The 24193-nt window shown below is 67.2% G+C and carries 36 protein-coding genes and 1 pseudogene; 2 read left to right on the forward strand and 35 right to left on the reverse strand.

What is annotated here, in order from left to right:
- From ACTHNC_RS05980 to ACTHNC_RS05990, 3 genes are all read right to left on the reverse strand, one after another.
- Positions 1–766, reverse strand: a 766-nt coding sequence (locus ACTHNC_RS05980) for a DUF6986 family protein (protein ID WP_440293688.1), incomplete at its 3' end; no start/stop codon positions are given.
- Positions 766–2364 (reverse strand): malate synthase A, encoded by a 1599-nt coding sequence (gene aceB, locus ACTHNC_RS05985; protein WP_440293689.1) that lies wholly within the window; start codon positions 2362–2364, stop codon positions 766–768. The genes aceB and ACTHNC_RS05980, both read right to left, overlap by 1 nt.
- Before the next feature lie 38 nt (positions 2365–2402).
- Positions 2403–3824 carry an NAD(P)-dependent malic enzyme gene (locus ACTHNC_RS05990; protein WP_440293690.1) on the reverse strand — a complete coding sequence of 474 codons (1422 nt, stop codon included), beginning with the start codon at positions 3822–3824 and terminating at the stop codon, positions 2403–2405.
- Positions 3825–4081: 257 nt separating this feature from the next.
- Here ACTHNC_RS05990 and ACTHNC_RS05995 point away from each other — a divergent pair, with 257 nt between their 5' ends.
- On the forward strand, positions 4082–4846 hold the full coding sequence (locus ACTHNC_RS05995; protein WP_440293691.1) for an IclR family transcriptional regulator: 765 nt from the start codon (positions 4082–4084) through the stop codon (positions 4844–4846).
- Entirely contained in the window at positions 4843–5640 is a 798-nt protein-coding gene (locus ACTHNC_RS06000; protein ID WP_440293692.1) for an SDR family oxidoreductase, read from the forward strand. The genes ACTHNC_RS05995 and ACTHNC_RS06000 overlap by 4 nt, the downstream gene beginning before the upstream one ends.
- Before the next feature lie 16 nt (positions 5641–5656).
- Here ACTHNC_RS06000 and ACTHNC_RS06005 read toward each other — a convergent pair whose 3' ends face one another.
- From ACTHNC_RS06005 to ACTHNC_RS06160, 32 genes and pseudogenes are all read right to left on the reverse strand, one after another.
- On the reverse strand, positions 5657–6034 hold the full coding sequence (locus ACTHNC_RS06005) for a hypothetical protein (protein ID WP_440293693.1): 378 nt from the start codon (positions 6032–6034) through the stop codon (positions 5657–5659).
- A 277-nt stretch (positions 6035–6311) separates the two neighbouring features.
- Positions 6312–7205 (reverse strand): factor-independent urate hydroxylase, encoded by an 894-nt coding sequence (gene pucL / locus ACTHNC_RS06010; protein ID WP_440293694.1) that lies wholly within the window; start codon positions 7203–7205, stop codon positions 6312–6314.
- A 1-nt stretch (position 7206) separates the two neighbouring features.
- Positions 7207–7548: a hydroxyisourate hydrolase gene (gene uraH / locus ACTHNC_RS06015; RefSeq protein WP_440293695.1), complete on the reverse strand. Its 342-nt coding sequence runs from the start codon at positions 7546–7548 to the stop codon at positions 7207–7209.
- Positions 7545–8039 carry a 2-oxo-4-hydroxy-4-carboxy-5-ureidoimidazoline decarboxylase gene (uraD, locus tag ACTHNC_RS06020; protein WP_440293696.1) on the reverse strand — a complete coding sequence of 165 codons (495 nt, stop codon included), beginning with the start codon at positions 8037–8039 and terminating at the stop codon, positions 7545–7547. Before uraD ends, uraH begins: the two co-directional genes overlap by 4 nt.
- Positions 8040–8057: 18 nt before the next feature.
- Positions 8058–8531, reverse strand: coding sequence for a thioredoxin-dependent thiol peroxidase (bcp, locus tag ACTHNC_RS06025; protein WP_440293697.1), 474 nt, complete (start codon positions 8529–8531; stop codon positions 8058–8060).
- 73 nt (positions 8532–8604) lie between these two features.
- Positions 8605–9480 (reverse strand): HpcH/HpaI aldolase/citrate lyase family protein, encoded by an 876-nt coding sequence (locus ACTHNC_RS06030; protein WP_440293715.1) that lies wholly within the window; start codon positions 9478–9480, stop codon positions 8605–8607.
- A gap of 209 nt (positions 9481–9689) precedes the next feature.
- Entirely contained in the window at positions 9690–10295 is a 606-nt protein-coding gene (rplQ, locus tag ACTHNC_RS06035) for a 50S ribosomal protein L17 (RefSeq protein WP_440293698.1), read from the reverse strand.
- Positions 10296–10339: 44 nt separating this feature from the next.
- A complete protein-coding gene (locus tag ACTHNC_RS06040) occupies positions 10340–11329 on the reverse strand; it encodes a DNA-directed RNA polymerase subunit alpha (RefSeq protein WP_440293699.1) in 990 nt (329 codons plus the stop codon).
- A gap of 185 nt (positions 11330–11514) precedes the next feature.
- Positions 11515–11913 carry a 30S ribosomal protein S11 gene (rpsK, locus tag ACTHNC_RS06045; RefSeq protein WP_170024924.1) on the reverse strand — a complete coding sequence of 133 codons (399 nt, stop codon included), beginning with the start codon at positions 11911–11913 and terminating at the stop codon, positions 11515–11517.
- A 39-nt stretch (positions 11914–11952) separates the two neighbouring features.
- Positions 11953–12327: a 30S ribosomal protein S13 gene (rpsM, locus tag ACTHNC_RS06050; RefSeq protein ID WP_440293700.1), complete on the reverse strand. Its 375-nt coding sequence runs from the start codon at positions 12325–12327 to the stop codon at positions 11953–11955.
- Positions 12328–12479: 152 nt separating this feature from the next.
- Positions 12480–12596: a 50S ribosomal protein L36 gene (gene rpmJ, locus ACTHNC_RS06055; protein ID WP_022900911.1), complete on the reverse strand. Its 117-nt coding sequence runs from the start codon at positions 12594–12596 to the stop codon at positions 12480–12482.
- A gap of 78 nt (positions 12597–12674) precedes the next feature.
- Positions 12675–12896, reverse strand: a complete 222-nt coding sequence (gene infA / locus ACTHNC_RS06060; RefSeq protein ID WP_011186713.1) for a translation initiation factor IF-1 — start codon at positions 12894–12896, stop codon at positions 12675–12677.
- A 211-nt stretch (positions 12897–13107) separates the two neighbouring features.
- Entirely contained in the window at positions 13108–13980 is an 873-nt protein-coding gene (locus ACTHNC_RS06065; protein WP_440293701.1) for an aminodeoxychorismate lyase, read from the reverse strand.
- 270 nt (positions 13981–14250) lie between these two features.
- Positions 14251–15084 (reverse strand): type I methionyl aminopeptidase, encoded by an 834-nt coding sequence (map, locus tag ACTHNC_RS06070; protein ID WP_440293702.1) that lies wholly within the window; start codon positions 15082–15084, stop codon positions 14251–14253.
- An 8-nt stretch (positions 15085–15092) separates the two neighbouring features.
- Positions 15093–15722, reverse strand: coding sequence for an adenylate kinase (locus ACTHNC_RS06075; protein WP_440293703.1), 630 nt, complete (start codon positions 15720–15722; stop codon positions 15093–15095).
- A 2-nt stretch (positions 15723–15724) separates the two neighbouring features.
- The gene (gene secY, locus ACTHNC_RS06080; RefSeq protein ID WP_440293704.1) at positions 15725–17047 is read right to left on the reverse strand and encodes a preprotein translocase subunit SecY; all 1323 of its coding nucleotides are present in this window, start codon (positions 17045–17047) and stop codon (positions 15725–15727) included.
- 109 nt (positions 17048–17156) lie between these two features.
- Positions 17157–17687, reverse strand: a complete 531-nt coding sequence (gene rplO / locus ACTHNC_RS06085; RefSeq protein ID WP_440293705.1) for a 50S ribosomal protein L15 — start codon at positions 17685–17687, stop codon at positions 17157–17159.
- Positions 17687–17869, reverse strand: a complete 183-nt coding sequence (rpmD, locus tag ACTHNC_RS06090) for a 50S ribosomal protein L30 (RefSeq protein ID WP_170024929.1) — start codon at positions 17867–17869, stop codon at positions 17687–17689. The genes rplO and rpmD overlap by 1 nt, the downstream gene beginning before the upstream one ends.
- Positions 17869–18561: a 30S ribosomal protein S5 gene (gene rpsE, locus ACTHNC_RS06095; RefSeq protein WP_440293716.1), complete on the reverse strand. Its 693-nt coding sequence runs from the start codon at positions 18559–18561 to the stop codon at positions 17869–17871. Before rpsE ends, rpmD begins: the two co-directional genes overlap by 1 nt.
- A 35-nt stretch (positions 18562–18596) precedes the next feature.
- Positions 18597–18956, reverse strand: a complete 360-nt coding sequence (gene rplR, locus ACTHNC_RS06100; protein WP_440293706.1) for a 50S ribosomal protein L18 — start codon at positions 18954–18956, stop codon at positions 18597–18599.
- 2 nt (positions 18957–18958) lie between these two features.
- Positions 18959–19495, reverse strand: coding sequence for a 50S ribosomal protein L6 (gene rplF, locus ACTHNC_RS06105; protein ID WP_440293707.1), 537 nt, complete (start codon positions 19493–19495; stop codon positions 18959–18961).
- A 4-nt stretch (positions 19496–19499) separates the two neighbouring features.
- Complete coding sequence (gene rpsH, locus ACTHNC_RS06110; protein ID WP_440293708.1) at positions 19500–19898, reverse strand: 30S ribosomal protein S8; 399 nt, start codon at positions 19896–19898, stop codon at positions 19500–19502.
- A 97-nt stretch (positions 19899–19995) separates the two neighbouring features.
- Entirely contained in the window at positions 19996–20583 is a 588-nt protein-coding gene (gene rplE, locus ACTHNC_RS06115) for a 50S ribosomal protein L5 (protein WP_440293709.1), read from the reverse strand.
- A complete protein-coding gene (rplX, locus tag ACTHNC_RS06120) occupies positions 20583–20942 on the reverse strand; it encodes a 50S ribosomal protein L24 (protein ID WP_440293710.1) in 360 nt (119 codons plus the stop codon). The genes rplE and rplX overlap by 1 nt, the downstream gene beginning before the upstream one ends.
- 3 nt (positions 20943–20945) lie before the next feature.
- Positions 20946–21314 carry a 50S ribosomal protein L14 gene (gene rplN / locus ACTHNC_RS06125; protein WP_440293711.1) on the reverse strand — a complete coding sequence of 123 codons (369 nt, stop codon included), beginning with the start codon at positions 21312–21314 and terminating at the stop codon, positions 20946–20948.
- A 36-nt stretch (positions 21315–21350) separates the two neighbouring features.
- A complete protein-coding gene (gene rpsQ, locus ACTHNC_RS06130) occupies positions 21351–21689 on the reverse strand; it encodes a 30S ribosomal protein S17 (RefSeq protein WP_440293712.1) in 339 nt (112 codons plus the stop codon).
- The gene (gene rpmC, locus ACTHNC_RS06135) at positions 21689–22009 is read right to left on the reverse strand and encodes a 50S ribosomal protein L29 (RefSeq protein ID WP_440293713.1); all 321 of its coding nucleotides are present in this window, start codon (positions 22007–22009) and stop codon (positions 21689–21691) included. The genes rpsQ and rpmC overlap by 1 nt, the downstream gene beginning before the upstream one ends.
- Complete coding sequence (gene rplP, locus ACTHNC_RS06140) at positions 22009–22428, reverse strand: 50S ribosomal protein L16 (RefSeq protein ID WP_146320351.1); 420 nt, start codon at positions 22426–22428, stop codon at positions 22009–22011. Before rplP ends, rpmC begins: the two co-directional genes overlap by 1 nt.
- 2 nt (positions 22429–22430) lie before the next feature.
- Positions 22431–23189 carry a 30S ribosomal protein S3 gene (gene rpsC / locus ACTHNC_RS06145; protein ID WP_440293714.1) on the reverse strand — a complete coding sequence of 253 codons (759 nt, stop codon included), beginning with the start codon at positions 23187–23189 and terminating at the stop codon, positions 22431–22433.
- Complete coding sequence (gene rplV, locus ACTHNC_RS06150) at positions 23189–23554, reverse strand: 50S ribosomal protein L22 (RefSeq protein WP_170024940.1); 366 nt, start codon at positions 23552–23554, stop codon at positions 23189–23191. The genes rpsC and rplV overlap by 1 nt, the downstream gene beginning before the upstream one ends.
- Positions 23555–23579: 25 nt before the next feature.
- On the reverse strand, positions 23580–23861 hold the full coding sequence (rpsS, locus tag ACTHNC_RS06155; protein WP_022900930.1) for a 30S ribosomal protein S19: 282 nt from the start codon (positions 23859–23861) through the stop codon (positions 23580–23582).
- A 13-nt stretch (positions 23862–23874) separates the two neighbouring features.
- Positions 23875–24193 (reverse strand): annotated as a pseudogene (locus tag ACTHNC_RS06160) (50S ribosomal protein L2); the annotation flags it as partial.

Genomic DNA, 24193 nt, shown 5'->3' on the forward strand with positions numbered 1-24193 from the left:
CCGCCCTGCTTTTGGAAGCAGAGTGCAGGAGCGTGGCGACCGGAACGGTGCCGTCCGCAGCGATGATCAGCTGCGGCGTCTCCATCTGGACCTCGAAGCGCAGCCGCCCGTCCGCCAGCCCGAGCTTGCGCTCGAGCCGCTCGCAGACGTCGGCCATGGCCTCCACCTGAGCAACGGTCGTCACCTTCGGCAGGGTCAGCACGAGCCCGGCCGGCAGCTCACCCGCTTCGGCGAGCGTGGTGACGAACAGGTCGAGGGTGCGCAGGCCCCGTCGCCGCGTCGGCGCCTCGAACGACTTGAACCGGATGCCCACGAACGGCGGAGCGGTACCGCCTGCGACCGCGGCGGCGACGCGTCCTGCGGCGGTGACGGCATCCGCGTCCTCCGCGTCGTCGCCGCGGTCACCGTAGCCGTCCTCGAAGTCGAGGCGCAGGTCTTCGATCGGCTCCGTGCGCAGCTTCGTGTCGACCAGCGGGGCGATGGATGCCGCCAGCTCGCCGAGTCCCACCTCGGTGGCCAGTGCGACCGTGTCGCCGAACGCCGCGACGGCATCCACCGCCTCCGAACCCCACCGAGCAGGAAGGTCCGGCGTGAACCGGTCGGCGGGTACGTAGACCGTGTGCACGGGCTGGCGGGAGCCGTCGTCGCCCGGGTACTCCTTCGTCAGCAGGTCGTCGGTGCCGGCGAGCCGGCGGTCGATCTCCGCCAGGTCGCCCTCACCCAGACTGCCCGACACGAGCCCGGGTGCAGCGGAACCGGTCGCCATCACGCCACGATCTCGTAGGCCGGCGTGGTGAGGAAGTCGACGTAGTCGTCCTCGGTCGTCAGCCTGCGGATCAGCTCGCGGGCCGGCGCGTAGTACCGCTCGAACGACGAGGCATCCACCTCGCTGCGCAGGCGCTCGGACTCCTCGTCGAGCAGGCGCCCGACGAGCTCGGGCGTGGCCTCGTTGCCGGTGTCGCTATACCGAACCCGGTTGTGCACCTGCTGCCACACCTGCGAGCGCGAGATCTCTGCGGTCGCCGCGTCTTCCATCAGGTTGTGGATCGCGACGGCGCCGGTGCCCGAGCGCCACACGGCCGTGTAGGCGACGGCGACGTAGAGGTTGAGGCGCAGCCCGGCCTCGGTGACGTCACCCGGTGCGGAGGCCACATCGAGCAGCTGGTCGCCCGTCACGCTGACGTCTTCGCGAAGCTTGTCCAGCTGGTTCGGCTTGTCGCCCAACACGGCGTCGAACACATCCATGCAGACCGGCACGAGGTCGGGGTGGGCGACCCAGGAGCCGTCGAACCCGTCCGTCGCCTCGCGCAGCTTGTCGTCGCGCACCTTGGCGATCGCGGCATCCGTGACTAAAGGATCCCTGCGGTTCGGGATGAACGCCGCCATGCCTCCCATGGCGAACGCGCCGCGCTTGTGGCAGGTGCGCACCAGCAGCTCGGTGTACGCCCGCATGAACGGTGCGGTCATCGACACGTCGGCGCGGTCGGGCAGGATGAACTCGCTGCCGGCGTCGCGGAAGTACTTGATGATGCTGAACAGGTAGTCCCAGCGGCCGGCGTTGAGTCCGGATGCGTGCTCCCGCAGCTCGTAGAGGATCTCCTCCATCTCGAAAGCGGCGGGGATCGTCTCGATCAGCACGGTGGCGCGCACGGTGCCGTGCGGGATGCCCAGCTCGGCCTCAGCGAACGTGTACACGTCGTTCCAGAGCCGCGCCTCAAGGTGGCTCTCGGTCTTCGGCAGGTAGTAGAAGGGCCCCTGCCCGGTCTTCGCGAGGTGCGCGGCGTTGTGGAAGAAGTGCAGGCCGAAGTCCACCAGCGCGCCGATGGCGTCCCGGCCGTCGAACTGCAGGTTCGACTCGTCCATGTGCCAGCCGCGCGGGCGCACGATCACGACCGCGGTCGGCGCATCCGTGCGCAGGGCGTACGTCTTGCCCTCCGGCGAGCTGTAGTGCAGGGTGCCGCGCGCGGCGTCCTTCAGGTTCACCTGCGAGTCGACGACGTTGAACCAGTGCGGGGTGTTGGCGTCTTCGAGGTCGGCGAGCCACACCTTCGCGCCGGAGTTCATGGCGTTGATCGCCATCTTCGCCGGGGTCGCCGGCCCGGTGATCTCGACGCGGCGGTCGCGCAGCGCCTCAGGGGCCTCCGCGACGCGCCAGTCGCCCGAACGCACCTCCGCGGTCTCGGGCAGGAAGTCCAGCCGGCCGGTGCGAGCGACCTCCTCGCGACGCACCCGCCTCGCCGCGATCAACTCGTCGCGGCGATCGGCGAACTTCGCATGCAGCGCGTCGACGAACGCGAGCGCCTCATCGGTCAGGATCTCGTTCGCGCGCTCCACGGTGCTTCGGCTCTTCGCTGTCACGGACACGGTGTGTACTCCTCTTGTTTCTTGTTCGGTCGTTCGGCTCACTCGGCAGGTTCAGCTGCCTGTGTTTGTTCGGTCGGCTCGGCTCGTGCAGCCTGCACGATGGCCTCGGCGACCTCGACCGACACGAGCGGGTCGAAGACGCTGGGGATGATGAAGCTCGCGTTCAGCTCGTCCGGGTCGACGCGGTCGGCGATCGCCTGCGCGGCCGCGACGAGCATCGCCGGTGTGATGTCCGCGGTGCCGGCGTCGAGCAGGCCGCGGAAGACGCCGGGGAACGCGAGAACGTTGTTGATCTGGTTCGGGAAGTCGCTGCGTCCGGTCGCGACGACCGCAGCGGTTCTGGATGCCTCGATCGGGTCGACCTCGGGCACCGGGTTCGCCATAGCGAACACGATCGCGTCGTCGGCCATGCGTGCAATGTCCTCGCCGGTGAGCAGGTTCGGTGCGCTCACGCCGATGAAGACATCCGCTCCGGCGATCGCCTCGGCGAGCGTGCCGGTGAAGTCCTCCTCGTTGGTCGACTGCGCCAGCGCGATGCGGTGCGCGTCGGTGTAGTCGCCGCCGGAGTGGATGGCGCCGTGCCGGTCGCAGGCCACGATGTGCTTCGCGCCCTGGGCCTGCAGCAACTGGATGATCGCGTTGCCCGCCGCACCAACGCCGGAGACGACGATGCGCACGTCGCCGATGGACTTGCCGACCACCCGCAGCGCGTTGGTGAGGGCCGCGAGCGTCACGATCGCGGTGCCGTGCTGGTCGTCGTGGAAGACCGGGATGTCCAGCTCGTCGCGCAGGCGCTGCTCGATCTCGAAGCATCGCGGCGCCGCGATGTCCTCGAGGTTGACCCCGCCGTAGACGGGGGCGATGGCCTTCACGATGCGGATGATCTCCTCCGTGTCCTGCGTGTCGAGGCAGACGGGCCAGGCATCCACTCCCGCGAACTGCTTGAACAGGGCCGCCTTGCCCTCCATGACCGGCAGCGCAGCCTCCGGCCCGATGTTGCCGAGGCCCAGCACGGCGGAGCCGTCGGTCACCACGGCGATCGTATTCCGCTTGACCGTGAGCGCGCGTGCCTTGTGCTTGTCTTCGGCGATCGCCAGGCACACGCGAGCCACGCCCGGCGTGTACGCCCGGGAGAGATCATCGCGGTTGCGGATGGGCTCGCGCGGCACGACCTCGAGCTTGCCGCCGAGGTGCATCAGGAACGTACGGTCGCTCATGTTGCGCACCAGCACCCCGTCCAACCCGTCGATCGCGCTGCGCACCTGCTCGGCGTGCTCGGCTCCGGTCGTGTTGCACGTGAGGTCGACGACCATGCCGGCGGCGTGCGACTCGACGACGTCGAGCGCGGTGATCACGGCGCCGGCAGCAGCGGCGGCCGACGCGAGCTCGCTCGTGGCCGTGAAGCTGGCTGGCGCTTCGACGCGCAGCGTGACCGAGTTTCCGGGACCGGGGTTGGCCATGGGGTTTCCTCCTCAGCGAGGTTCATCCCGCGGCGTCTCTGCCTGGCGGGCATCCTGTAACTTTCGCAATACGGATATTATTCTCTACCTAACGGAAATACAAACCAACTGCTCCCCTCCCTTCTCGTTCCCCGGACCCGAATTGCGGGTCTCTCGAAGAAGCACCCGCAATTCGGGTCAGCGGAAGGAAATGAAGCCGGATCAACACGCGAGGCTTTTCGCATGATGGAATGATCGAACCACGATCAGGAGGAACTGTGACCGATACGCAGGCCAAGGCACCGTCGCGAGTGCAGTCCGTGGAGCGCGTGTTCGAGCTCCTTGAGCTCATCACGGATGCCGGCGGCGAGGTGACGCTGAGCGAGCTCGCCGCGTCGACGGACCTCCCGCTGCCCACGATCCACCGTCTGCTGCGCACGCTCGTCTCACTCGGCTACGCACGCCAGGTGCCGAACCGGCGGTACGCGCTCGGTCCGCGTCTCATCCGGCTCGGCGAGGGTGCCAACCGCATACTCGGATCGCTCGCGCGCCCGCAGCTCGCCTCGCTCGTCAACGACCTCGGCGAGAGCGCGAACATGGCCGTGCTCGACGGCGACATGGTGGTCTACATCGCCCAGGTGCCATCGCGGCACTCGATGCGCATGTTCACCGAGGTCGGCCGTCGCGCCCACGCACACGACACCGGCGTCGGCAAGGCGATGCTGGCCCAGCTGCCGGAGGACACCGTGCGCGGCATCGTCTCCCGGGTCGGGATGCCCACGCCCACCGAGCACAGCATCGGCAACGTCGACGAGCTGCTCACCGAGCTCGCCGCCATCCGTGAGCGCGGCTACTCGATCGACGACGAGGAGCAGGAGCTCGGCGTGCGCTGCTACGCCATCACCGTGCCCGGCGCTCCGTCGCCGACCGCGATCTCGGTCTCCGGTCCGCTCGCCCGCGTCGACGAGAGCTTCGGCGAACGCGCCGTTCCGCTCCTGAAGGCCGCGGCGTCGCAGATCGCCTCCGAGATGAACGTCGCATGAGCGCGGCCGGCGGCGCGGACTCGACGGATGCCCGCATCGCCCGGTCCTCGCACGAGCGCGTCGCCGTGGTGACGGGCGCCGGTTCCGGAATCGGGCGCGGCGTCGCCCGCGCGATGCTCGATGACGGCTACCGCGTGGCGCTTCTCGGCCGGCACAGGGACACGCTGGAGGCGACGGCTGACGGGCATCCGCGCGCCCTCGTCACCCCTGCCGACGTCTCGGACGCCGCCGCCGTCGACGACGCGTTCGGTCAGATCGAGGCGGCCTGGGGACGCGTCGACGTGCTCTTCAACAACGCCGGGATGTTCCCGCCCGCCGCCCACGTCGACGAGCTCGACCCCGCGGACTGGAACGCCGCCGTCGCGGTCAACCTGACCGGAGTCATGCTGTGCAGCGCGGCGGCGATGCGCGTCATGAAGCGCCAGCGCCCGCAAGGCGGCCGCATCATCAACAACGGCTCGATCTCCGCGCACGTTCCGCGGCCGCTCGCCGCCGCGTACACCGCGACCAAGCATGCGGTCTCCGGCCTGACCAAGTCGCTCGAGCTCGACGGCCGCGCGTTCGGCATCACCTGCGGCCAGATCGACATCGGCAACGCGGCTACGCACATCACCGACGACTTCGGAACGGATGCCGGCGCCCTCCAGCCCAACGGATCGCGGCTCGTCGAGCCCACGTTCCCGGTCGAGGATGCGGCACGCGCCGTCCTCTTCATGGCGAACGTGCCGGCATCCGCGACCGTGAACTCCCTGGTGATCACGGCATCCGGGATGCCGTTCATCGGCCGCGGCTGATCCGGCCGATCACACCTCAGCGAGCGGGGATGAGATGGGGGCGCGGGCCCTCCAGTCGCGCCACCGCTATCTTGACCTCCGTGAGCTCGCGCGTATTCGCATCGATCTTGTCGCCCAGCTGCCGCCCGTGCTCGTTCAGTCGCCCATTGATCTCGACAAGCTCCCCGCTGACCTCGACGAGCTGCCGCTCATGCGAGCTCAATCGCCCATTGATCTCGACGAGCAGGCGCTCATGCCCGTCCAAGCGCCGCCCTTGCTGGTCGATTCGCTCGTCCAGCGCGTCGAGCCGCCGCCCGTGCTCGTTCAGCTGAGCGGTGATCGCAACGAGCTGTCGCCCGTGCTCGTTGAGCTGATCGCCAAGCCTCTGGTGCTGACCGTCCGAGCGGTGGATCACCCACCCGACCCCCCCCGGCGAGCGCAACCAAGAGCCCCGCGAAACTGAGCAGGGTGGTGAGCGTCTCAACCGACACGACCATGGCTCCATTCTCTCCGCGCGGCCGCGGAATCACCAGCGACGCTACGGCAGACCACCACGAGCCAGGCCGAGAAGGCGTTCGAACGTGGAGAGTGCACGGAGGAGAGCGCTTGGGGAGGAACAGTCTTATCCCTTTGCACACCACAGGGGCCGCCCACACAGCGTAGACGGCCCCTGCTCAGTGGTTCCGGCCGCCTCAGCAGAAGCCCGCGATGCCCTCCCACGCTGCGTCGGACTCGGAGGCGCCCTCGCGCAGCACGGTCGCCTCGATGAGACCGTACGGCCGGTCGGCCGCGAAGAACACCTCGTTGGGGTTCTCCAGCCCGAACGGCGCGAGGTCGACGACGAAGTGGTGCTTGTTCGGCATCGAGAACTTGAGCTCCTCGATCTCCGGGTGCGCGTTCAGCACCTTCTCGCCCATCTGGAACAGCGTCTGCTGCAGGGCGGTCGAGTGCCGCTCGGCGAATCCCTCGAGCAGCAGCGCCTTCACGTCGGCGTACACCGGGTTCCAGTCGACGTCGGTCGTGTTGAAGCGCCAACGTGCCGCGACATCCGTGGCCAGGATGCGGTCGGTCGCCTCGGCGAGCGTCGTGTACTTGTCCTTCTCGTAGCCGACGAACTCGCTGCCGGTGGACTTCAGCACCGTGAGGCTGTGCAGGCCGCCGATCACGGTGCGGCGGTCGCCGTCCGCGACGACGACGGCCGTGCGCACCTCGCTGCCGTTGCGCACGAACGCGTGGTCGTGCTCCTCACCTGCCACCAGGATGCGGTCCCACTGGTACTGCTCCGCCTCCCAGCGGCCGCCCTCGACCCAGTCCCAGCCGTTCGTGAAGTGGTCGGCGAGGCGCAGCAGGAACTCCTCCGGCGACGCGATGCCGTCCTTGGCGAACGCGAAGACCGTGTTCTTCTGCGTGTCGGTCGGGATGCAGTGCGCGTTGTCGCCGAGCGAGTGGATCTCCTCGAAGTCGCCGCGCAGCTGGCTGGTGACGTTCAGGTCCGTGATCTCGTGACGGTCGGTGTCGCGCTTGACGCGTACAACCCGCACCTCTGCCTTACCGTACTGGTTCTTTCCAAGGATGACGTTGCTCATGTCAACTCCCTCTATATGTCGAATAGGCGAACGGACTGAGCAGGAGCGGCACGTGGTAGTGCGCCTGCGCACTGTCGACGATGAACGTCAACGAGACCTCCGGGAAGAAGGTGTCCTGGGAGATGCCGGCGAAGTACGACCCTGTGTCGAACCGCAGTCGGTACACGCCCGACTGCAGCGAAGAGGGGCCGAGGACTTTCACCCGCCCGTCAGCATCGGTGAGACCCGTCGCCATCCGGCTCCACGTCTCGTCATGCAGGGCCTCGAGCACGACGGAGACGCCGACGGCCGGTCGCCCGGTCGTCGTGTCCAGGATGTGGGTGGTCACGTGCGAGTCGCTCATGCGCTCACTACTCCTTCAAGACGCAGTACCGCGATCTCGCGCAGCTGCTGGTCGATGATCCGGCTCTCGGCCTCGGCGGTGTTGCCGAGCCGGGCCGTCAGTTCGGTGAGGATCTCCTCGGCGCTTCTGCCGGCCGCGCGGATCAGGAAGACCCGGTCGAACTTCGCCTCGTACGCCCGGTTGCCGTCCGCGATGTCGGCGGCGACGCGGTCGGATGCCGCCAGTCCCGCCTGCTCGCGCCTCGACATGTCCGCCTCGGCACTGTCACCGCTCGGGCGTTCCCCGATGCGGGGATGGTGCGAGAGCGCGCGCTCGAGCTCCGCCTCGGTGAATGGAGTGGCCGCGGTCGAGGCGAAGGCGATCAGCGACTCACGGTCGGCGAAGGGGCGCGCCGCGACGATCGCCTGACCCCAGCGGTCGACGTCGAGGCAGGGGCGAAGCGCTGCCGCGGCATCCTCTGCCTGCAGGTCGTTGAACTCGTCGATGAGCATCTGATCCTCGTCTTCGGCTCAGTCGTCGATACCGAGGGATGCCCGCAGCGCGGCGACATGCCCGTTGGCGTCGACGTTGTACTCGGCCCGCGACACGACGCCCTTCGGATCGATCACGACGGTGGATCGGAGCACGCCGATGTGCGTGGTGCCGCCGATCTCCTTCTCGCCCCACGCGCCGTACGCCTTGGCGGTCTCGGCGCCCGGGTCGGAGAGCAGCGGGAAGTTCAGCGCGTTGTCGGCGGCGAACGACGCGATTGCCTCGATCGGGTCGGCGGAGACGCCGATCACGGAGTAGCCGGCCGACGCGAGCGAGTTGAGGTTGTCGCGGAAGTCGCAGGCCTCCGTGGTGCAGCCGGGGGTCCCCGCCTTCGGGTAGAAGTACACGATCACGTCGCCGCCGCGGTAGTCGCCGAGCGAGACGGAGGCGCCGTCCGCGTTCTTCAGGGTGAACGCCGGTGCACGGTTTCCGGAAGTGAGTTGATTCGTCATTGAATGCTCCTTTGGGGTGTCGTCGGCCGAGCCCCGCACTACTCGCGCGGGGGACGGTCGGTGAGGAGGAGGGTCAGCGCGCGGGCGGTGTGACTCCGAACGCGGCGGCCAGCTCCAGGATCTTGCGGGCACGTCCGAGGCGCGGCAGGTCGCTGCCGTCGCGGATGATGCGGTCACGGGCCTCGAAGTCGTCGAGGAACTCCTTCGCCCAGGCGACATCGGTCGGCGTCGGGCTGATGACCTCGTTGATGATCGGCACCTGGTCGGTCGAGAGGCACAGTTTGCCGGTCATGCCCATGGTGACCGTCACCTGCGACTGCTCGCGCAGCACGGGATGGCTGGTGCCCACCGTCGGGCCGTCGATCGGGCCAGGCAGCTTGCCGCACCGGCTGGCAACGACGAGCTTCGCGCGTGGGTAGGCCATGGCCATGTTGTCGGCCGCCATTCCCGTGTCGCGCCGGAAGTCGCCGGAGCCGAAGGCGAGCCGGAACGCGCCCTCCGCGCGTGCGATGTCGGGAGCGCACTCGATGCCGATCGCCGACTCGACGAGCGCGACCACTCGGGTGCGGGCGCCCAGCACGTGGTACGTGTTCGTCACCTGCGACGGGTCCTCGGTCTTGGCGAGCATGACCCCCTGCAGGCCGGGAAGGTCGCGGAGAGCGCGCAGATCATCCGCCCAGTACGGCGTGGTCACGTCGTTGACGCGCACCCAGGCCTCACCGCCGCCGATCAGCCAGCTCGCGACATCCTCACGCGCCTCCTCCTTGTGCGAGGGGTCGACGGCGTCTTCGATGTCGAGGATGACGGCGTCGGCAGATCCGTTCGCCGCGGCGTCGAAGTCCTCGGGCTTCGTGCCGGGCACGAGCAGCCACGAGCGTGCGTGCTCCGCCGGAGGACGCGGCAGGCGCTTCGGCGTCGAAGCGGAGGTCTGCGACTCCTCCGCGGTCATGTCGTCCACAGTGGCTCCCTGGACTCGAATTTTCCTAGTTGCTTTCGCAATATGGAATATGGATGTTGCGTAGTGGAAATAATACGAGGCGTCGGCCCCGATGTCAAAGCGGTCCCGCTGGCCCGACCTCAACCTGCGGAAAGGCACAAAATGCACGGAACCCCCGGTCATCCATCGGATGTCCGGGGGTTCCATCGCATGCGCTGATGCTACTTCGCGGCGTCCTCGTCGGCGTCGACGCTCTCGTCGTCGGTGTCGGTGGCCTCGACCGCCTCTGCGGCCTCGTCCGAAACCTCGGCCTGCTCCTCGGCGGGCTCGCTCTCCGGGGTCTCCTCGACCTCGACCGCTGCCTCGTCGTCCGTCGCGGCCTCGGCCGCCTCAGCCGCCGCTGCCTCTTCCGCGGCGACCTTCGCGGCCGGCGACGGCGGGGCGGCCGGGGCCTTGCGCTTCGGCGTGACCGGCTCGAGCACGAGCTCGATGACCGCCATGGGCGCGTTGTCGCCCTTGCGGTTGCCGATCTTGGTGATGCGGGTGTATCCGCCCTGGCGGTCGGCCACCTGGGGCGCGATCACGTCGAACAGCTCGTAGACCACGCCCTTGTCGTGGATGGTCGCGAGCACGCGACGGCGAGCGTGCAGGTCGCCGCGCTTGGCGAACGTGATCAGGCGCTCGGCGAGCGGACGAAGGCGCTTCGCCTTGGTCTCGGTCGTCGTGATGCGCTTGTGCGTGAACAGCGCGGCGGCCAGGTTCGCGAGCAGGAGTCGCTCGTGGGCAGGGCCGCCTCCGAGACGGGGACCCTTGGTCGGCTTAGGCATTGTCTTTCTCCGTTGTCAGTAAAGGGATGAGCTGGCGCGACGACTCAGCGGTACTCGTCGTCGCCCGCGCTGTAGAAGTGGGTGCCGTCGAACCCGGGGACCGAGTCCTTGAGCGACAGGCCCATCTCCGTCAGCTTGTCCTTGACCTCATCCACCGACTTCTGACCGAAGTTGCGGATGTTCATGAGCTGCGTCTCGGAGAGCGAGACCAGTTCGCTGACGTTGTTGATGCCCTCACGCTTGAGGCAGTTGTACGACCGCACCGAGAGCTCGAGGTCCTCGATCGGCATCGACAGCTCGGAGCTGAGCACCGCGTCGACCGGCGCGGGGCCGATCTCGATGCCCTCGGCCTGCGAGTTGAGCTCGCGGGCGAGGCCGAACAGCTCGGTGAGCGTGCGACCGGCGGAGGCGATGGCATCCCGCGGGCTGATCGCCGGCTTGGTCTCCACGTCGACCACGAGGCGGTCGAAGTCGGTGCGCTCACCGGCACGCGTGGCCTCCACGCGGTAGGTGACCTTGAGCACGGGCGAGTAGATCGAGTCGATCGGGATCTGCCCGGCCTCGCTGTACTCGTTGCGGTTCTGCTGCGCCGAGACGTAGCCGCGGCCGCGCTCGATGGTCAGCTCGACCTCGAAGCGGGCGTTCTCGTTCAGGGTCGCGATGACCAGCTCGGGGTTGTGGATCTCCACCCCGGCCGGAGCGGAGATGTCCGCCGCGGTGACCTCACCAGAACCCGTCTTGCGCAGGTAGGCGGTGATCGGCTCGTCGTGCTCGCTGGAGACGACCAGCCCCTTGATGTTGAGGATGATCTCGGTGACATCCTCCTTCACGCCCGGGATGGTGGTGAACTCGTGCAGCACACCGTCGATGCGGATGCTGGTGACGGCCGCGCCCGGAATGGACGACAGCAGCGTGCGGCGAAGCGAGTTTCCGAGCGTGTATCCGAAGCCCGGCTCGAGCGGCTCGATGACGAACCGCGAGCGGAATTCCGAGATGTTCTCTTCGGTGAGCGTGGGGCGCTGTGCGATGAGCACTATTTGTTCCTTTCGGCTAAGCGTCCGCTATATGACGCTTGCTCTACGAGGTGTATTGAGTTGTGAAGATCCGCCGATCGAGTAGGCCGCCCGCGGCCGTATCGAGATCACCTCACCGGTGTCTCGATAAGCTCGCTGGCGCTCGCTACTCGACCCGCAGGCGGGGTTTAGCGCCGCGTGCGGCGCTAAACGCGCCTGCGCTTCGGCGGGCGGCAACCGTTGTGCGCCTGCGGCGTCACGTCGTTGATCGAGCCCACCTCGAGGCCGGCGGCCTGAAGCGAACGGATGGCGGTCTCGCGGCCCGATCCCGGACCCTTGACGAAGACGTCGACCTTCTTCATGCCGTGCTCCTGCGCCTGGCGTGCGGCCGACTCGGCGGCCAGCTGCGCCGCGAACGGCGTGGACTTGCGCGAGCCCTTGAAGCCGACGCCGCCGGAGGATGCCCAGCTGATCACGGCGCCGTTGGTGTCGGTGATGGAGACGATCGTGTTGTTGAACGTCGACTTGATGTGGGCCTGGCCCACGGCGATGTTCTTCTTTTCCTTCTTGCGCGGCTTGCGAGCGGCCGTCTTGGGTGCTGCCATGTTTTCCTACTCCTGAGATCTCGAAGCGCTGGCGGTGGCCTAGCGGGCCTTCTTCTTGCCGGCGACGGTGCGCTTCGGTCCCTTGCGGGTGCGCGCGTTGGTCTTGGTGCGCTGTCCGCGCACGGGCAGGCCGCGACGGTGGCGCAGGCCCTGGTACGAACCGATCTCGACCTTGCGGCGGATGTCGGCGGCCACCTCGCGGCGAAGGTCACCCTCCACCTTGTAGTTGCCCTCGATGTAGTCGCGAAGGGCGACGAGCTGGTCGTCGGTGAGGTCCTTGACCCGGACGTCACCGGAGATCCCGGTGGCCTTCAGGGTCTCCAGCGCGCGGGTGCGGCCGATTCCGTAGATGTAGGTGAGGGAGACCTCCACGCGCTTCTCGCGCGGGATGTCGACGCCTGCTAGACGTGCCATGTGCGGCTTCTCCTGTTGATCAGGTGGAGGTGTGGAACAGCATCGGTGCCCGGGCCTCCAACCCGAGGTGTCCACCACCGAAGCGGTTTTGCGATGCTGCTGTTCTTCGCGATGTTGAGTTGTGCGCCGGATGTCAGGCATCCGGAAATCGTTCAGCCCTGGCGCTGCTTGTGCCTGGGGTTGCTCGAGCAGATGACCATCACGCGGCCGTTGCGGCGGATGACGCGGCAGTGCTCGCAGATGGGCTTGACGGAGGGGTTGACCTTCATGAGTGATTCCTTATCGCTGTCGTCGTGCTCCACGCACACGGATGTCCGTGGTGTGGGCCGTTACTTTCCGACGCCGATTTACTTGTAGCGGTAGACGATGCGGCCACGGGTGAGGTCGTAGGGGCTCAGCTCCACGATCACGCGGTCCTCGGGGAGGATCCGGATGTAGTGCTGACGCATCTTGCCCGAGATGTGGGCGAGAACCTTGTGTCCGTTGGTGAGCTCAACGCGGAACATCGCGTTGGGCAGCGCCTCGATGACAGATCCCTCGATCTCGATAACGCCGTCTTTTTTGGCCATAGCCTCACTATCGCTTCAGGCACATCGGTGCCGGTCGTGCGGTGGATGGATGGTGCCCGGTCGAACCATGCGGACGACCCCGGGAGCACACCGCGAAAACGGGTGCAAGACACCAAAGATCTATCCTAGGCCATCACAGGCTGCTTCGCCACTTACGATGCCGCGTGGCCTCTGGTGCAACGCGGCCCGGCGGCGTATGATTCCCGGCCGCTCAGTTCTCTCGGGCGAGCAGCGCCTCGTTCATCGCGCGAGTCAGCTCACGATCGACGCTCACCTCGGTGTCGTCGACGTGCGTGATCGGAGTCGCCAGCCGCACGCTGGAGACGAGCCAGAGGGCATCCGCTCGCAGCAGATCGGATGTCGGCACCAGTGCCTCCTCCGTGCCCAGCCCGCGGTCCGCGGCGAACTTGAACACGCTGAGCTGGCTGGTGCCCGGCAGGATGCCGATATCGGTTCGCGGGGTCACGATGCGGTCACCGAAGCGCAGGATCACGGTCGAGGTGGGCGCCTCCATCACGTAGCCGTCCGAGGTGACGAAGATCACGTCGGACGCGCCGCGCCTCCGCGCCTCCCGCAGGGCCGCCATGTTCACCGCGTACGACAGCGTCTTCGCACCGGGCAGCAGCCAGGGAGCACGCTGCGCGACGTCGCTGGTGTATCCGCGATCGAGCGTCACGACCCGGATGCCGGTCTCCCGCTCGGCGAAGTCACCCTCGGCCGGCGAGGCGACGATCCAGCCGGTCGGCTGTCCGCTGCCCTCGATGCCGCGCGTGAGCACGATCTTCAGCCCGCCTTGGCGATCGGTGGGGAGGGATGCCGCCGCCTCGGTGATCGCGTGCCGCCACTGCTCCTCGTTCGGCTCGGGCAGATCGAGCAGGGCCGCGGAGTGCGCGAGCCGCTTGAGGTGGGCATCCAGTGCCTGCGGATGCCCACCGACGACGCCGATCGTCTCGAAGACGCCGTCACCACGAGCCGGACCCAGATCGCGAACGTCGAGCGTGGGAACACCCGCCTCGACGCGACGCAGCGTGGACTCCGAGGTCGGCGCACCGGCAGGACGCACGTCAAGCATGAACACGGGCATGTCCCGAGCCTACGCTGGACCCCACCACCCGCTGCCGCACTCCCGTCCAACCCTGCACTCCCGTCCCGCTCGCGGTTCACGCCAACATGACACTCGGCCGAAAACAGGCCAATCCGTCCTGTTCTCGTCAGGAGAGCGCGATCCGTCATGTTGACGGGATCGGGACCGGGATCGGGATAGATCCGGAACGGGGTCTGGACCGGAATTGGGAACGGGATCTGGATCGGGATCGGGAGCGGCCGAGGTACGGGCCGGGCCGGGCTGCGGCTGTTACGCGGGACGCACCGGGGTGATGCCGAACGGCTTCAGGCCGGCCGCGCCGCCGTCGTGCGCGGTGAGCACCCAGATGCCGTCCTTGTGCACGGCGACGGAGTGCTCCCAGTGCGCGGCCGACGAGCCGTCTTCTGTGGCCACCGTCCAGCCGTCGTCGCGCACGTACGTGTCGGGCGATCCGCTCACCACCATCGGCTCGATGGCGACGACGAGGCCCGGCCGCACCTCCGGCCCCTTTGGTCGCACGCTGTAGTTGAACACCGGCGGAGCCTCGTGCATCCGGCGGCCGATGCCGTGCCCGATGTAGTCGGTGAGGATGCCGTACTCCCCCTGCGCGAGGATGTACTCCTCGATCGCGTCCCCCACCTCGTTCAGGTGCGATGCCCGCGAGAGCGCCGCGATGCCGTGCCACAACGACTGCTCGGTCACCTCGCAGAGCGCGCGGCGCTCCGCGACGAGGTCGGGCCGCTGCGGATCGTCGATCACGACGGTGAATGCGGCGTCGCCGTTCCAGCCGCCCAGGATCGCGCCGGAGTCGACGGACAGGATGTCGCCGGGCTGCAGCATCCGCTCGCCCGGGATCCCGTGCACCACCTCGTCGTTCACCGAGGCGCAGATCGTGTGCCGGTACCCCGGCTCGAGCTTGAAGTTGGATGCCCCGCCGCGCGCCTCGATCGCACCCTCGGCGAGGGCGTCCAGCTCGAGGGTCGAGACCCCTGGCCGCACCGCGCCGCGCACGGCGTCGAGGCTGTCCGCCGTCGCCAGCCCCGGCTCGAGCATGAGTCTGAGTTGAGCGGGCGACTTGTAGATCGACCGCCGGATGCCTACCACTCTCGGAACTAGGCGGCCGCGGTGTCGCGCGCGTCGCCGATGCCGCGTGCGGCGAGAGCCTCCCGGATCCGCGCAGCCACCTCGTCGACGCTGCCGATGCCGTCCACCTCGACCAGCAGACCACGCTCGCGGTACACCTCGATGATGGGCGCCGTCTGCTGCGTGTAGACATCCTGACGGTGCCGGATCGCCTCTTCGGTGTCGTCCGCGCGACCCTGCTCGTGGGCGCGATGCGTGAGCCGGCGCACCAGCTCGTCGCGGTCGGCGGTGAGGCGCACGACGGCCTCCAGCTTGCCGTCGGCGGCCAGCAGCTCGTCGAGGAACCGCACCTGCTCCAGCGTGCGGGGGTAGCCGTCGAGCAGGAAGCCCTTGGCGGCATCCGGTTCGGACAGCCGGTGCGCGACCAGCTCGTTCGTGAGGTCGTCCGGCACGTAGTCGCCGGCATCCACGATGGCCTTCACCCGCACACCGAGCTCGGTCTGGTGGGTGATGTGGAAGCGGAAGATGTCGCCGGTGGAGATGGCCGGAACGCCGAAGGCATCGGCGATGAACGTCGCCTGCGTGCCCTTGCCCGATCCGGGCGGGCCGACGATGAGGAGACGCGCTCCCCGTTCCCGGTTGGACTCTTGTAGCGACACGGTCAACGGAGCAACCCTTCGTAGTGCCTCTGCTGCAGTTGCGAGTCGATCTGCTTGACCGTCTCGAGCCCGACACCCACGATGATCAGGATCGAGGTGCCGCCGAACATGAAGTTCTGGCTGGTGCCGAGCAGCGAGAACGCCACCAGCGGGATGAGGGCGACGATCGCCAGATAGATCGACCCCGGCAGGGTGATGCGCGTCAGCACGAAGTCGAGGTACTCGGCGGTCGGACGGCCGGCCCGGATGCCCGGGATGAAGCCGCCGTACTTCTTCATGTTGTCGGCGACCTCTTCCGGATTGAACGTGATCGCGACGTAGAAGTAGGTGAAGCCGATGATCAGCAGCGCGTACAGCAGCATGTACAGCGGATGATCGCCCTTGGTCAGGTAGTCCGTGATCCAGCTCACCCACGGCGCAGGCGCCTTGCCGGGCGCCGGCTGGTTGAACTGGGCGATGAGCGCCGGCAGGTACAAGAGGCTCGAGGCGAAGATCACCGGGATCACACCCGCCATGTTCACCTTGATCGGGATGTACGTGTTGTTGCCGCCATACGTGCGACGACCGACCATGCGCTTCGCGTACTGCACCGGGATGCGCCGCTGCGACTGCTCGACGAACACCACCGCCGCAACGATGAAGAGCCCGATCACGATCACGACCAGGAAGATCTCGAAGCCGGAGGTCTGCTCGACCGCCCACAGCGAGGTCGGGAACTGCGCCGCGATCGAGGTGAAGATCAGCAGCGACATGCCGTTGCCGATGCCCTTCTCGGTCACCAGCTCGCCCATCCACATGATGAGGCCCGTGCCTGCGGTCATCGTGACGACCATGAGCAGCACCGCGTACCAGGAGTCATCCGTGACCAGCTGCGAGCACTGCGATGTGCTGTTGGAGCCGAACAGGGCGCCGCTACGTGCCACCGTGATGAGCGTCGTGGACTGTAGAACGCCCAGCGCGATCGTGAGGTAGCGGGTGTACTGGGTCAGCTTCGACTGACCGGCCTGGCCCTCCTTGTAGAGGGCCTCGAAGTGCGGGATGACCACGCGCAGCAGCTGCACGATGATCGAGGCCGTGATGTACGGCATGATGCCCAGCGCGAAGATGGAGAGCTTCAGGAGCGCGCCACCGCTGAACAGGTTCACCAGCTCGTACAGGCCGGTCGTGCCCTGGTTCGCCGACAGACACGCCTGAACGTTGCTGAAGTCGACGAACGGCGCAGGGATGAACGAGCCCAGACGGAACAGCGCGATGATCCCCAGGGTGAAGCCGATCTTCTTGCGAAGATCAGGCGTGCGGAGAATTCGCACGATGGCGTTGAACAAGTGGGTTCCTGCTTTCCGGTAAGGAATCGGGTCGGGCGACCATTTCGGCCACCCGACCCGACTACTTTACTCAGGTGATCCGGATGCTCAGCATCCGGTCCCGCCGGGGCTACTTGACGGAGCCTCCGGCAGCGACGATCTTCTGCTCGGCGGAGCCGGAGACCTTGTCGACCTCGACGTTCAGCTTCACCGAGATCTCACCGCCTCCGAGAACCTTCACCTTCTCGTTCTTGCGAACGGCACCCTTGGCGACCAGGTCGCTCACGGTGACGTCGCCACCGGACGGGTACAGCTCGGCGAGCTTCTCCAGGTTCACGACCTGGTACTCGACGCGGAACGGGTTCTTGAACCCGCGCAGCTTCGGCGAACGCATGTGGAACGGAAGCTGGCCACCCTGGAAGCCGGGACGCACCTGGTAGCGCGCCTTGGTTCCCTTTGTGCCGCGACCTGCCGTCTTACCCTTCGAACCCTCACCGCGTCCGACGCGGGTGCGGTCCTTCTTGGCACCGGCCGCCGGGCGCAGGTGGTGCACCTTGAGGACGGGCTCGCGCTTGGCGGGGACGTCCTCAGCCTTCTTGGCAGAAGCCTTCGCCTTGGGCTTGGTCTCCTCGACCTTCTTAGTGGTCTTCTCTTCAGCCATTAGTCGATCTCCTCAACCTTCACCAGGTGAGCGACGGTGTTGACGTACCCGCGGTTCTGCGGGGTGTCCTCCCGGACGACTACGTCACCGATGCGCTTCAGACCCAGGCTGCGAAGTGTGTCGCGCTGGTTCTGCTTCTCACTGACTTTGGACTTGATCTGGGTCACCTTCAGGCGCGCCATTATGCACCAGCCTTAGCGGTCCTGGCAGCCTCTGCCGCCTCTGCCTCAGCACGCAGCAGACGGGCCGGGGCGACCTCGTCGAAGTCCAGCCCACGGCGGGCGGCAACGGCACGAGGCTCCTCGAGCTGCTGCAGCGCCGTCACGGTCGCGTGCACGATGTTGATGGTGTTCGACGAACCGAGCGACTTGCTCAGCACGTCGTGGATGCCTGCACACTCCAGCACGGCACGCACCGGTCCACCGGCGATAACACCGGTACCGGCGGCGGCCGGACGCAGGAGCACGACACCGGCAGCGGCCTCGCCCTGCACCGGGTGCGGGATCGTGTTGCCGACGCGCGGAACGCGGAAGAAGTTCTTCTTCGCCTCCTCGACGCCCTTCGAGATCGCCAGCGGCACCTCACGGGCCTTGCCGTAGCCGACTCCGACCACACCGTTGCCGTCGCCCACCACGACCAGCGCGGTGAAGCTGAAGCGGCGACCACCCTTGACCACCTTCGAGACGCGGTTGATGGTCACCACGCGCTCGAGGAACTGGCTCTTGTCCGCGTCCCGGCTGCCGCGATCGCGGCCCTGGTTGCGGTCACGGCCACCACGGCGGCCGTCGCGACCGTCGCGGGCGTCGCGACTGGTGGTGTCGGTGCCGGCCGCGGTCTCCACGGGCTTCTCCGCAGTCGTCTGCTCGGCGGCCACGTCCTGCTCCTTCTTGTTGTCGTTCTGGACGTCACTCACAGGTTCAGCCCACCTTCCCGGGCGCCCTCGGCGATCGCCGCGACTCGACCCGCGTACTTGTTGCCGCCACGGTCGAACACGACCTCCTCGACGCCGGCCTGCTTGGCGCGCTCGGCGACCAGCTCGCCGACCTTGCGGGCCTTGGCGGTCTTGTCACCGTCGAACCCGCGCAGGTCCGCCTCGAGGGTCGAGGCGGAGGCGACCGTGTGGCCCTTGGAGTCGTCCACGACCTGCACGAAGACGTGCCGCGCGGAGCGGGTCACGACCAGACGCGGACGTTCCTGGGTGCCTACGATCTTCTTGCGAAGCCGCGCGTGCCGGCGGTCGCGTGCCGCTGACTTGGCTCTAACGCTCATGCTTACTTACCAGCCTTTCCGGCCTTGCGACGGACGACCTCGCCTGCGTAGCGGATGCCCTTGCCCTTGTACGGTTCCGGCTTCTTGATCTTGCGGATGTTCGCGGCGGCCTCGCCGACGGCCTGCTTGTCGATGCCGGCGACGGTGACCTTGTTGTTGCCCTCGACGGTCAGCGTGATGCCGGCCGGCGGCTCGACGGTCACCGGGTGCGAGAAACCGAGCGCGAACTCGATGGACGAGCCCTTCTGCGCGACGCGGTAACCCGTTCCGACGATCTCGAGGCCCTTCGAGTAGCCCTGGGTGACGCCGATGATCTGGTTGTTGATCAGCGTGCGGGTGAGGCCGTGCAGCGAACGCGAGTTTCGCTCGTCATCCGGACGGGTGACGAGAACCTGGTTCTCCTCGAGCTTCACCTGGATGGGCTGTGCCACGGTGAGCGACAGCTCGCCCTTGGGGCCCTTGACGGTCACATCCTGGCCGTCGATCTTGACGTCGACGCCTGCCGGGATGTCGATGGGGAGTCTTCCGATTCGGGACATCTCGCTACCACACGTAGGCGAGGACTTCCCCGCCGACGCCCTTCTTCTCGGCCTCGCGGTCGGTGAGAAGACCGGAGGAGGTGGACAGGATGGCGACGCCGAGTCCGCCGAGCACACGGGGCAGCTCGGTCGACTTCGCGTACACGCGCAGTCCCGGCTTGGAGACGCGCTTGATGCCCGCGATCGAACGCTCGCGGTTCGGGCCGAACTTGAGGTTCAGCGTGAGGGTCTGCCCGACGCGCGCGTCTGCGACGTTCCAGTCGGAGATGTAGCCCTCGTTCTTGAGGATCTCGGCGATGTGAGCCTTGAGCTTCGAGCTCGGCATCGACACGGTGTCGTGGTACGCCGAATTCGCGTTGCGCAGTCTGGTCAGCATGTCTGCGACCGGATCTGTCATGGTCATGGGTTGTTTCCTTCGTTCACCTGGTTTCGCTGCCCTTTACAAGAACAGCGACCATCGATGGTCCGTCACGGCCGGGCGGCCGCACGGTGGGTGGGTGTTACTGGTCGTTCGACTTGAACGGGAAGCCGAGCGCCTTCAGCAGCGCGCGACCCTCGTCATCCGTCTTCGCGGTGGTGACGACGGTGATGTCGAAGCCGCGGGGACGGTCGATCTTGTCCTGGTTGATCTCGTGGAAGATCGATTGCTCCTGCACGCCGAACGTGTAGTTGCCATGGCCGTCGAACTGACGGTCGGACAGACCGCGGAAGTCGCGGATGCGCGGCAGCGCAAGAGCGAGCAGGCGGTCCAGGAACTCCCACGCACGGTCGCCGCGCAGCGTGACGTGCGCGCCGATCGGCTGTCCCTCGCGCAGCTTGAACTGCGCGATCGACTTGCGGGCCTTCGTGACCTGCGGCTTCTGGCCGGTGATCTTGGTGAGGTCGGCGACCGCACCGTCGATGATCTTGCCGTCGCGGGCGGCCTCGCCGACACCGGTGTTCACGACGATCTTGACCAGACCGGGGATCTCGTGAACGTTGCCGTAGCCGAACTGCTCCTTGAGCTGCGGCGCGATCTCGTTCTTGTACTTCTGCTTCAGGCGCGGCTGGATCTTGCCAGCCGGCGCAGCAGTTGCGGTGTCGGTCATTACAGGTCCTTACCTGACTTCTTGGCGTAGCGGACGCGCACGGTCTTGGTGCGGCCGTCCTTCGTCACCTTCTCCTCGCGGAAGCCGACGCGGGTCGGCTTCTTCGTCTCGGGGTCCACCAGCGCCACGTTCGACACGTGGATCGGCGCCTCGTGCGTCTCGAGACCACCGGTCTTGGAGCCGCGCTGGGTCTGGCCGACCTTGACGTGCTTGGTGACGTAGTTCACGCCCTCGACCACGACGCGGTCCTGGTCGACGAGCACCTCGATGACCTTGCCCTGCTTGCCGCGGTCTCCGCCGCGCGCCTGGCTCGGGCCCGAGATGACCTGCACCAGGTCGCCCTTCTTGATGTTCGCCATGGATCAGATCACCTCCGGCGCCAGCGAGATGATCTTCATGAACTTCTTGTCGCGGAGCTCGCGACCGACCGGCCCGAAGATGCGGGTGCCGCGCGGGTCGCCGTCGTTCTTCAAGATCACTGCGGCGTTCTCATCGAACTTGATGTACGAGCCGTCAGCGCGGCGCGTGTTCTTCTTGGTGCGCACGATGACCGCCTTGACGACATCGCCCTTCTTGACGTTGCCGCCGGGGATGGCATCCTTCACGGTCGCCACGATCGTGTCGCCGAGACCGGCGTAGCGACGGCTCGAGCCACCGAGAACGCGGATCGTCAGCAACTCCTTGGCGCCCGTGTTGTCGGCGACCTTGAGTCGGGATTCCTGCTGAATCACTTCTTACAACTCCTTGTCACAAGTAAGCCGGCAGGCCTACTTGGCCTTCTCGAGGATCTCGACCAGGCGCCAGCGCTTCGTGGCGCTGTACGGGCGGGTCTCGTTGATGATGACGAGGTCGCCGATGCCGGCGGTGTTGTTCTCGTCGTGTGCCTTCACCTTGTTGGTGCGGCGGATGACCTTGCCGTACAGCGGGTGCTTCACGCGGTCCTCGACCTCGACGACGATGGTCTTGTCCATCTTGTCGCTGACGACGTAACCACGACGGGACTTGCGGTAACCGCGGGCGCCCGCCTCCTTGACGTCGTGCTCGGCGTGCTCGTGGCCGGCGGTCTCCGCCTGGGCCTTCTCGGCCGATGCCTTGGTGGCTGCCATTACTCCGCCTCCTCCTTCGTCTCGGCCTCTGCCTCAGCGGCTGAAGCCTTCTTGCTGCTCTTCTTGGCGGCCTTGGCGGGAACCTCGACCGGCGCCGGCGTCGCACGGATGCCGAGCTCACGCTCACGGATGACCGTGTAGATGCGGGCGATGTCGCGCTTGACGGCGCGCAGGCGGCCGTGGCTCTCGAGCTGGCCGGTGGCCGACTGGAAGCGCAGGTTGAACAGCTCTTCCTTGGCCTTCTTCAGTTCATCGACGAGCTTCTCGTCGTCGAAGGTGTCGAGCTCCGCGGGAGCGAGCTCCTTGGATCCGATCGCCATTACGCGTCGCCCTCCTCGCGCTTGATGATGCGTGCCTTGAGGGGCAGCTTGTGGATGGCACGGGTGAGTGCCTCGCGGGCCAGCGTCTCGTTGACGCCGGCGACCTCGAAGAGCACACGGCCCGGCTTGACATTGGCGACCCACCACTCCGGGGAGCCCTTACCGGAACCCATGCGGGTCTCGGCCGGCTTCTTCGTGAGCGGACGGTCGGGGTAGATGTTGATCCACACCTTGCCGCCACGCTTGATGTGACGCGTCATGGCGATACGAGCGGACTCGATCTGACGGTTCGTCACGTAAGCGGGCGTGAGGGCCTGGATGCCGAACTCGCCGAAGGTGACCTTCGTGCCACCGGTCGCCTGGCCGCTACGGCCGGGGTGGTGCTGCTTGCGGTGCTTGACTCTGCGGGGAATCAACATGGTTATGCACTGGCTCCTTCTGCCGCGGGGGCCTCGGCCGCAGCGCGGGGCGCACGGCGCGGGCGGTCGCTGCGGTCGGGGCGGCCGGACTTGGCGGCAGCCTGCTCGCGCGCGAGTTCCTTGTTCGTGATGTCGCCCTTGTAGATCCAGACCTTCACGCCGATGCGGCCGAAGGTGGTCTTGGCCTCGTAGAACCCGTAGTCGATGTTCGCGCGCAGCGTGTGCAGCGGCACACGACCCTCGCGGTAGAACTCCGACCGGCTCATCTCGGCGCCGCCGAGGCGACCGGAGACCTGGATGCGAACACCCTTGGCGCCGGCGCGCTGCGCGCCCTGCAGGCCCTTGCGCATCGCACGGCGGAACGCCACGCGAGCGGAGAGCTGCTCGGCGATGCCCTGGGCGACGAGCTGGGCATCCGCCTCGGGGTTCTTCACCTCGAGGATGTTCAGCTGGATCTGCTTGCCGGTGAGCTTCTCGAGGTCGGCGCGGATGCGCTCCGCCTCGGCGCCACGGCGGCCGATCACGATGCCGGGGCGTGCGGTGTGGATGTCCACGCGCACGCGGTCACGGGTGCGCTCGATCTCGATGCGCGAGACGCCGGCCCGGTCGAGCTGCGTCTGCAGCAGCTTGCGGATCTTGACGTCCTCGGCGATGTAGTCGGCGTAACGCTGACCGGGCTTCGTCGAGTCGGAGAACCAGCGCGACACGTGGTCCGTGGTGATTCCCAGACGGAAGCCGTAGGGGTTGACCTTCTGACCCATTACTTCGTCCCCTCGTCAGGTGTGGCCAGCACGACGGTGATGTGGCTGGTGCGCTTGTTGATGCGGAACGCGCGGCCCTGTGCGCGGGGCTGGAAACGCTTCAGCGTGGTGCCCTCGTCGACGAAGGCGCGGCTCACGTAGAGGTCCCGCTCGTCCAGGTACTGGTTCGTGGCGTCGGCCTTGACCCTGGCATTCGCGATCGCGGATGCCACGAGCTTGTAGACCGGCTCGCTCGCGCCCTGAGGTGCGAACTTCAGGATGGCCAGGGCCTCCTGAGCCTGCTTGCCGCGGATCAGATCGACGACGCGACGAGCCTTCTGAGGCGTAACGCGGATGTGTCGCACACGTGCGATCGACTCCACCATGTCTTTCTCCTCCTCTTGTCGCCGACTAGCGGCGACGACCCTTCTTGTCGTCCTTCACGTGTCCCCGGAAGGTGCGGGTCGGGGCGAACTCCCCGAGCTTGTGGCCGACCATCGTCTCGGTGACGAAGACCGGGATGTGCTTGCGGCCGTCGTGCACGGCGATCGTGTGGCCGAGCATGGCCGGCACGATCATCGAGCGACGCGACCACGTCTTGATGACGTTCTTGCTGCCGGACTCGTTCGCGCGGACCACCTTGGTAAGCAGGTGCTCGTCGACGAAGGGGCCCTTCTTGAGACTGCGAGGCATCTTCTTCTAACTCCTACTTGCGCTTCTTGCCAGCGGTGCGGCGGCGGACGATCAGCTTGTCGCTTTCCTTGTTCGGGTGGCGCGTGCGGCCTTCCTTCTGACCCCACGGGCTGACCGGGTGGCGACCACCGGAGGTCTTGCCCTCACCACCACCGTGCGGGTGGTCGATCGGGTTCATCGCGACACCGCGCACGGTCGGGCGGACGCCCTTCCAGCGCATGCGGCCGGCCTTGCCCCAGTTGATGTTCGACTGCTCGGCGTTGCCGACCTCGCCGATCGTGGCGCGGCAGCGGGCATCCACGTTCCGGATCTCACCGGAGGGCATGCGCAGC

The organism is Humibacter sp., from assembly GCF_051954055.1.
Lineage (GTDB): Bacteria > Actinomycetota > Actinomycetes > Actinomycetales > Microbacteriaceae > Humibacter.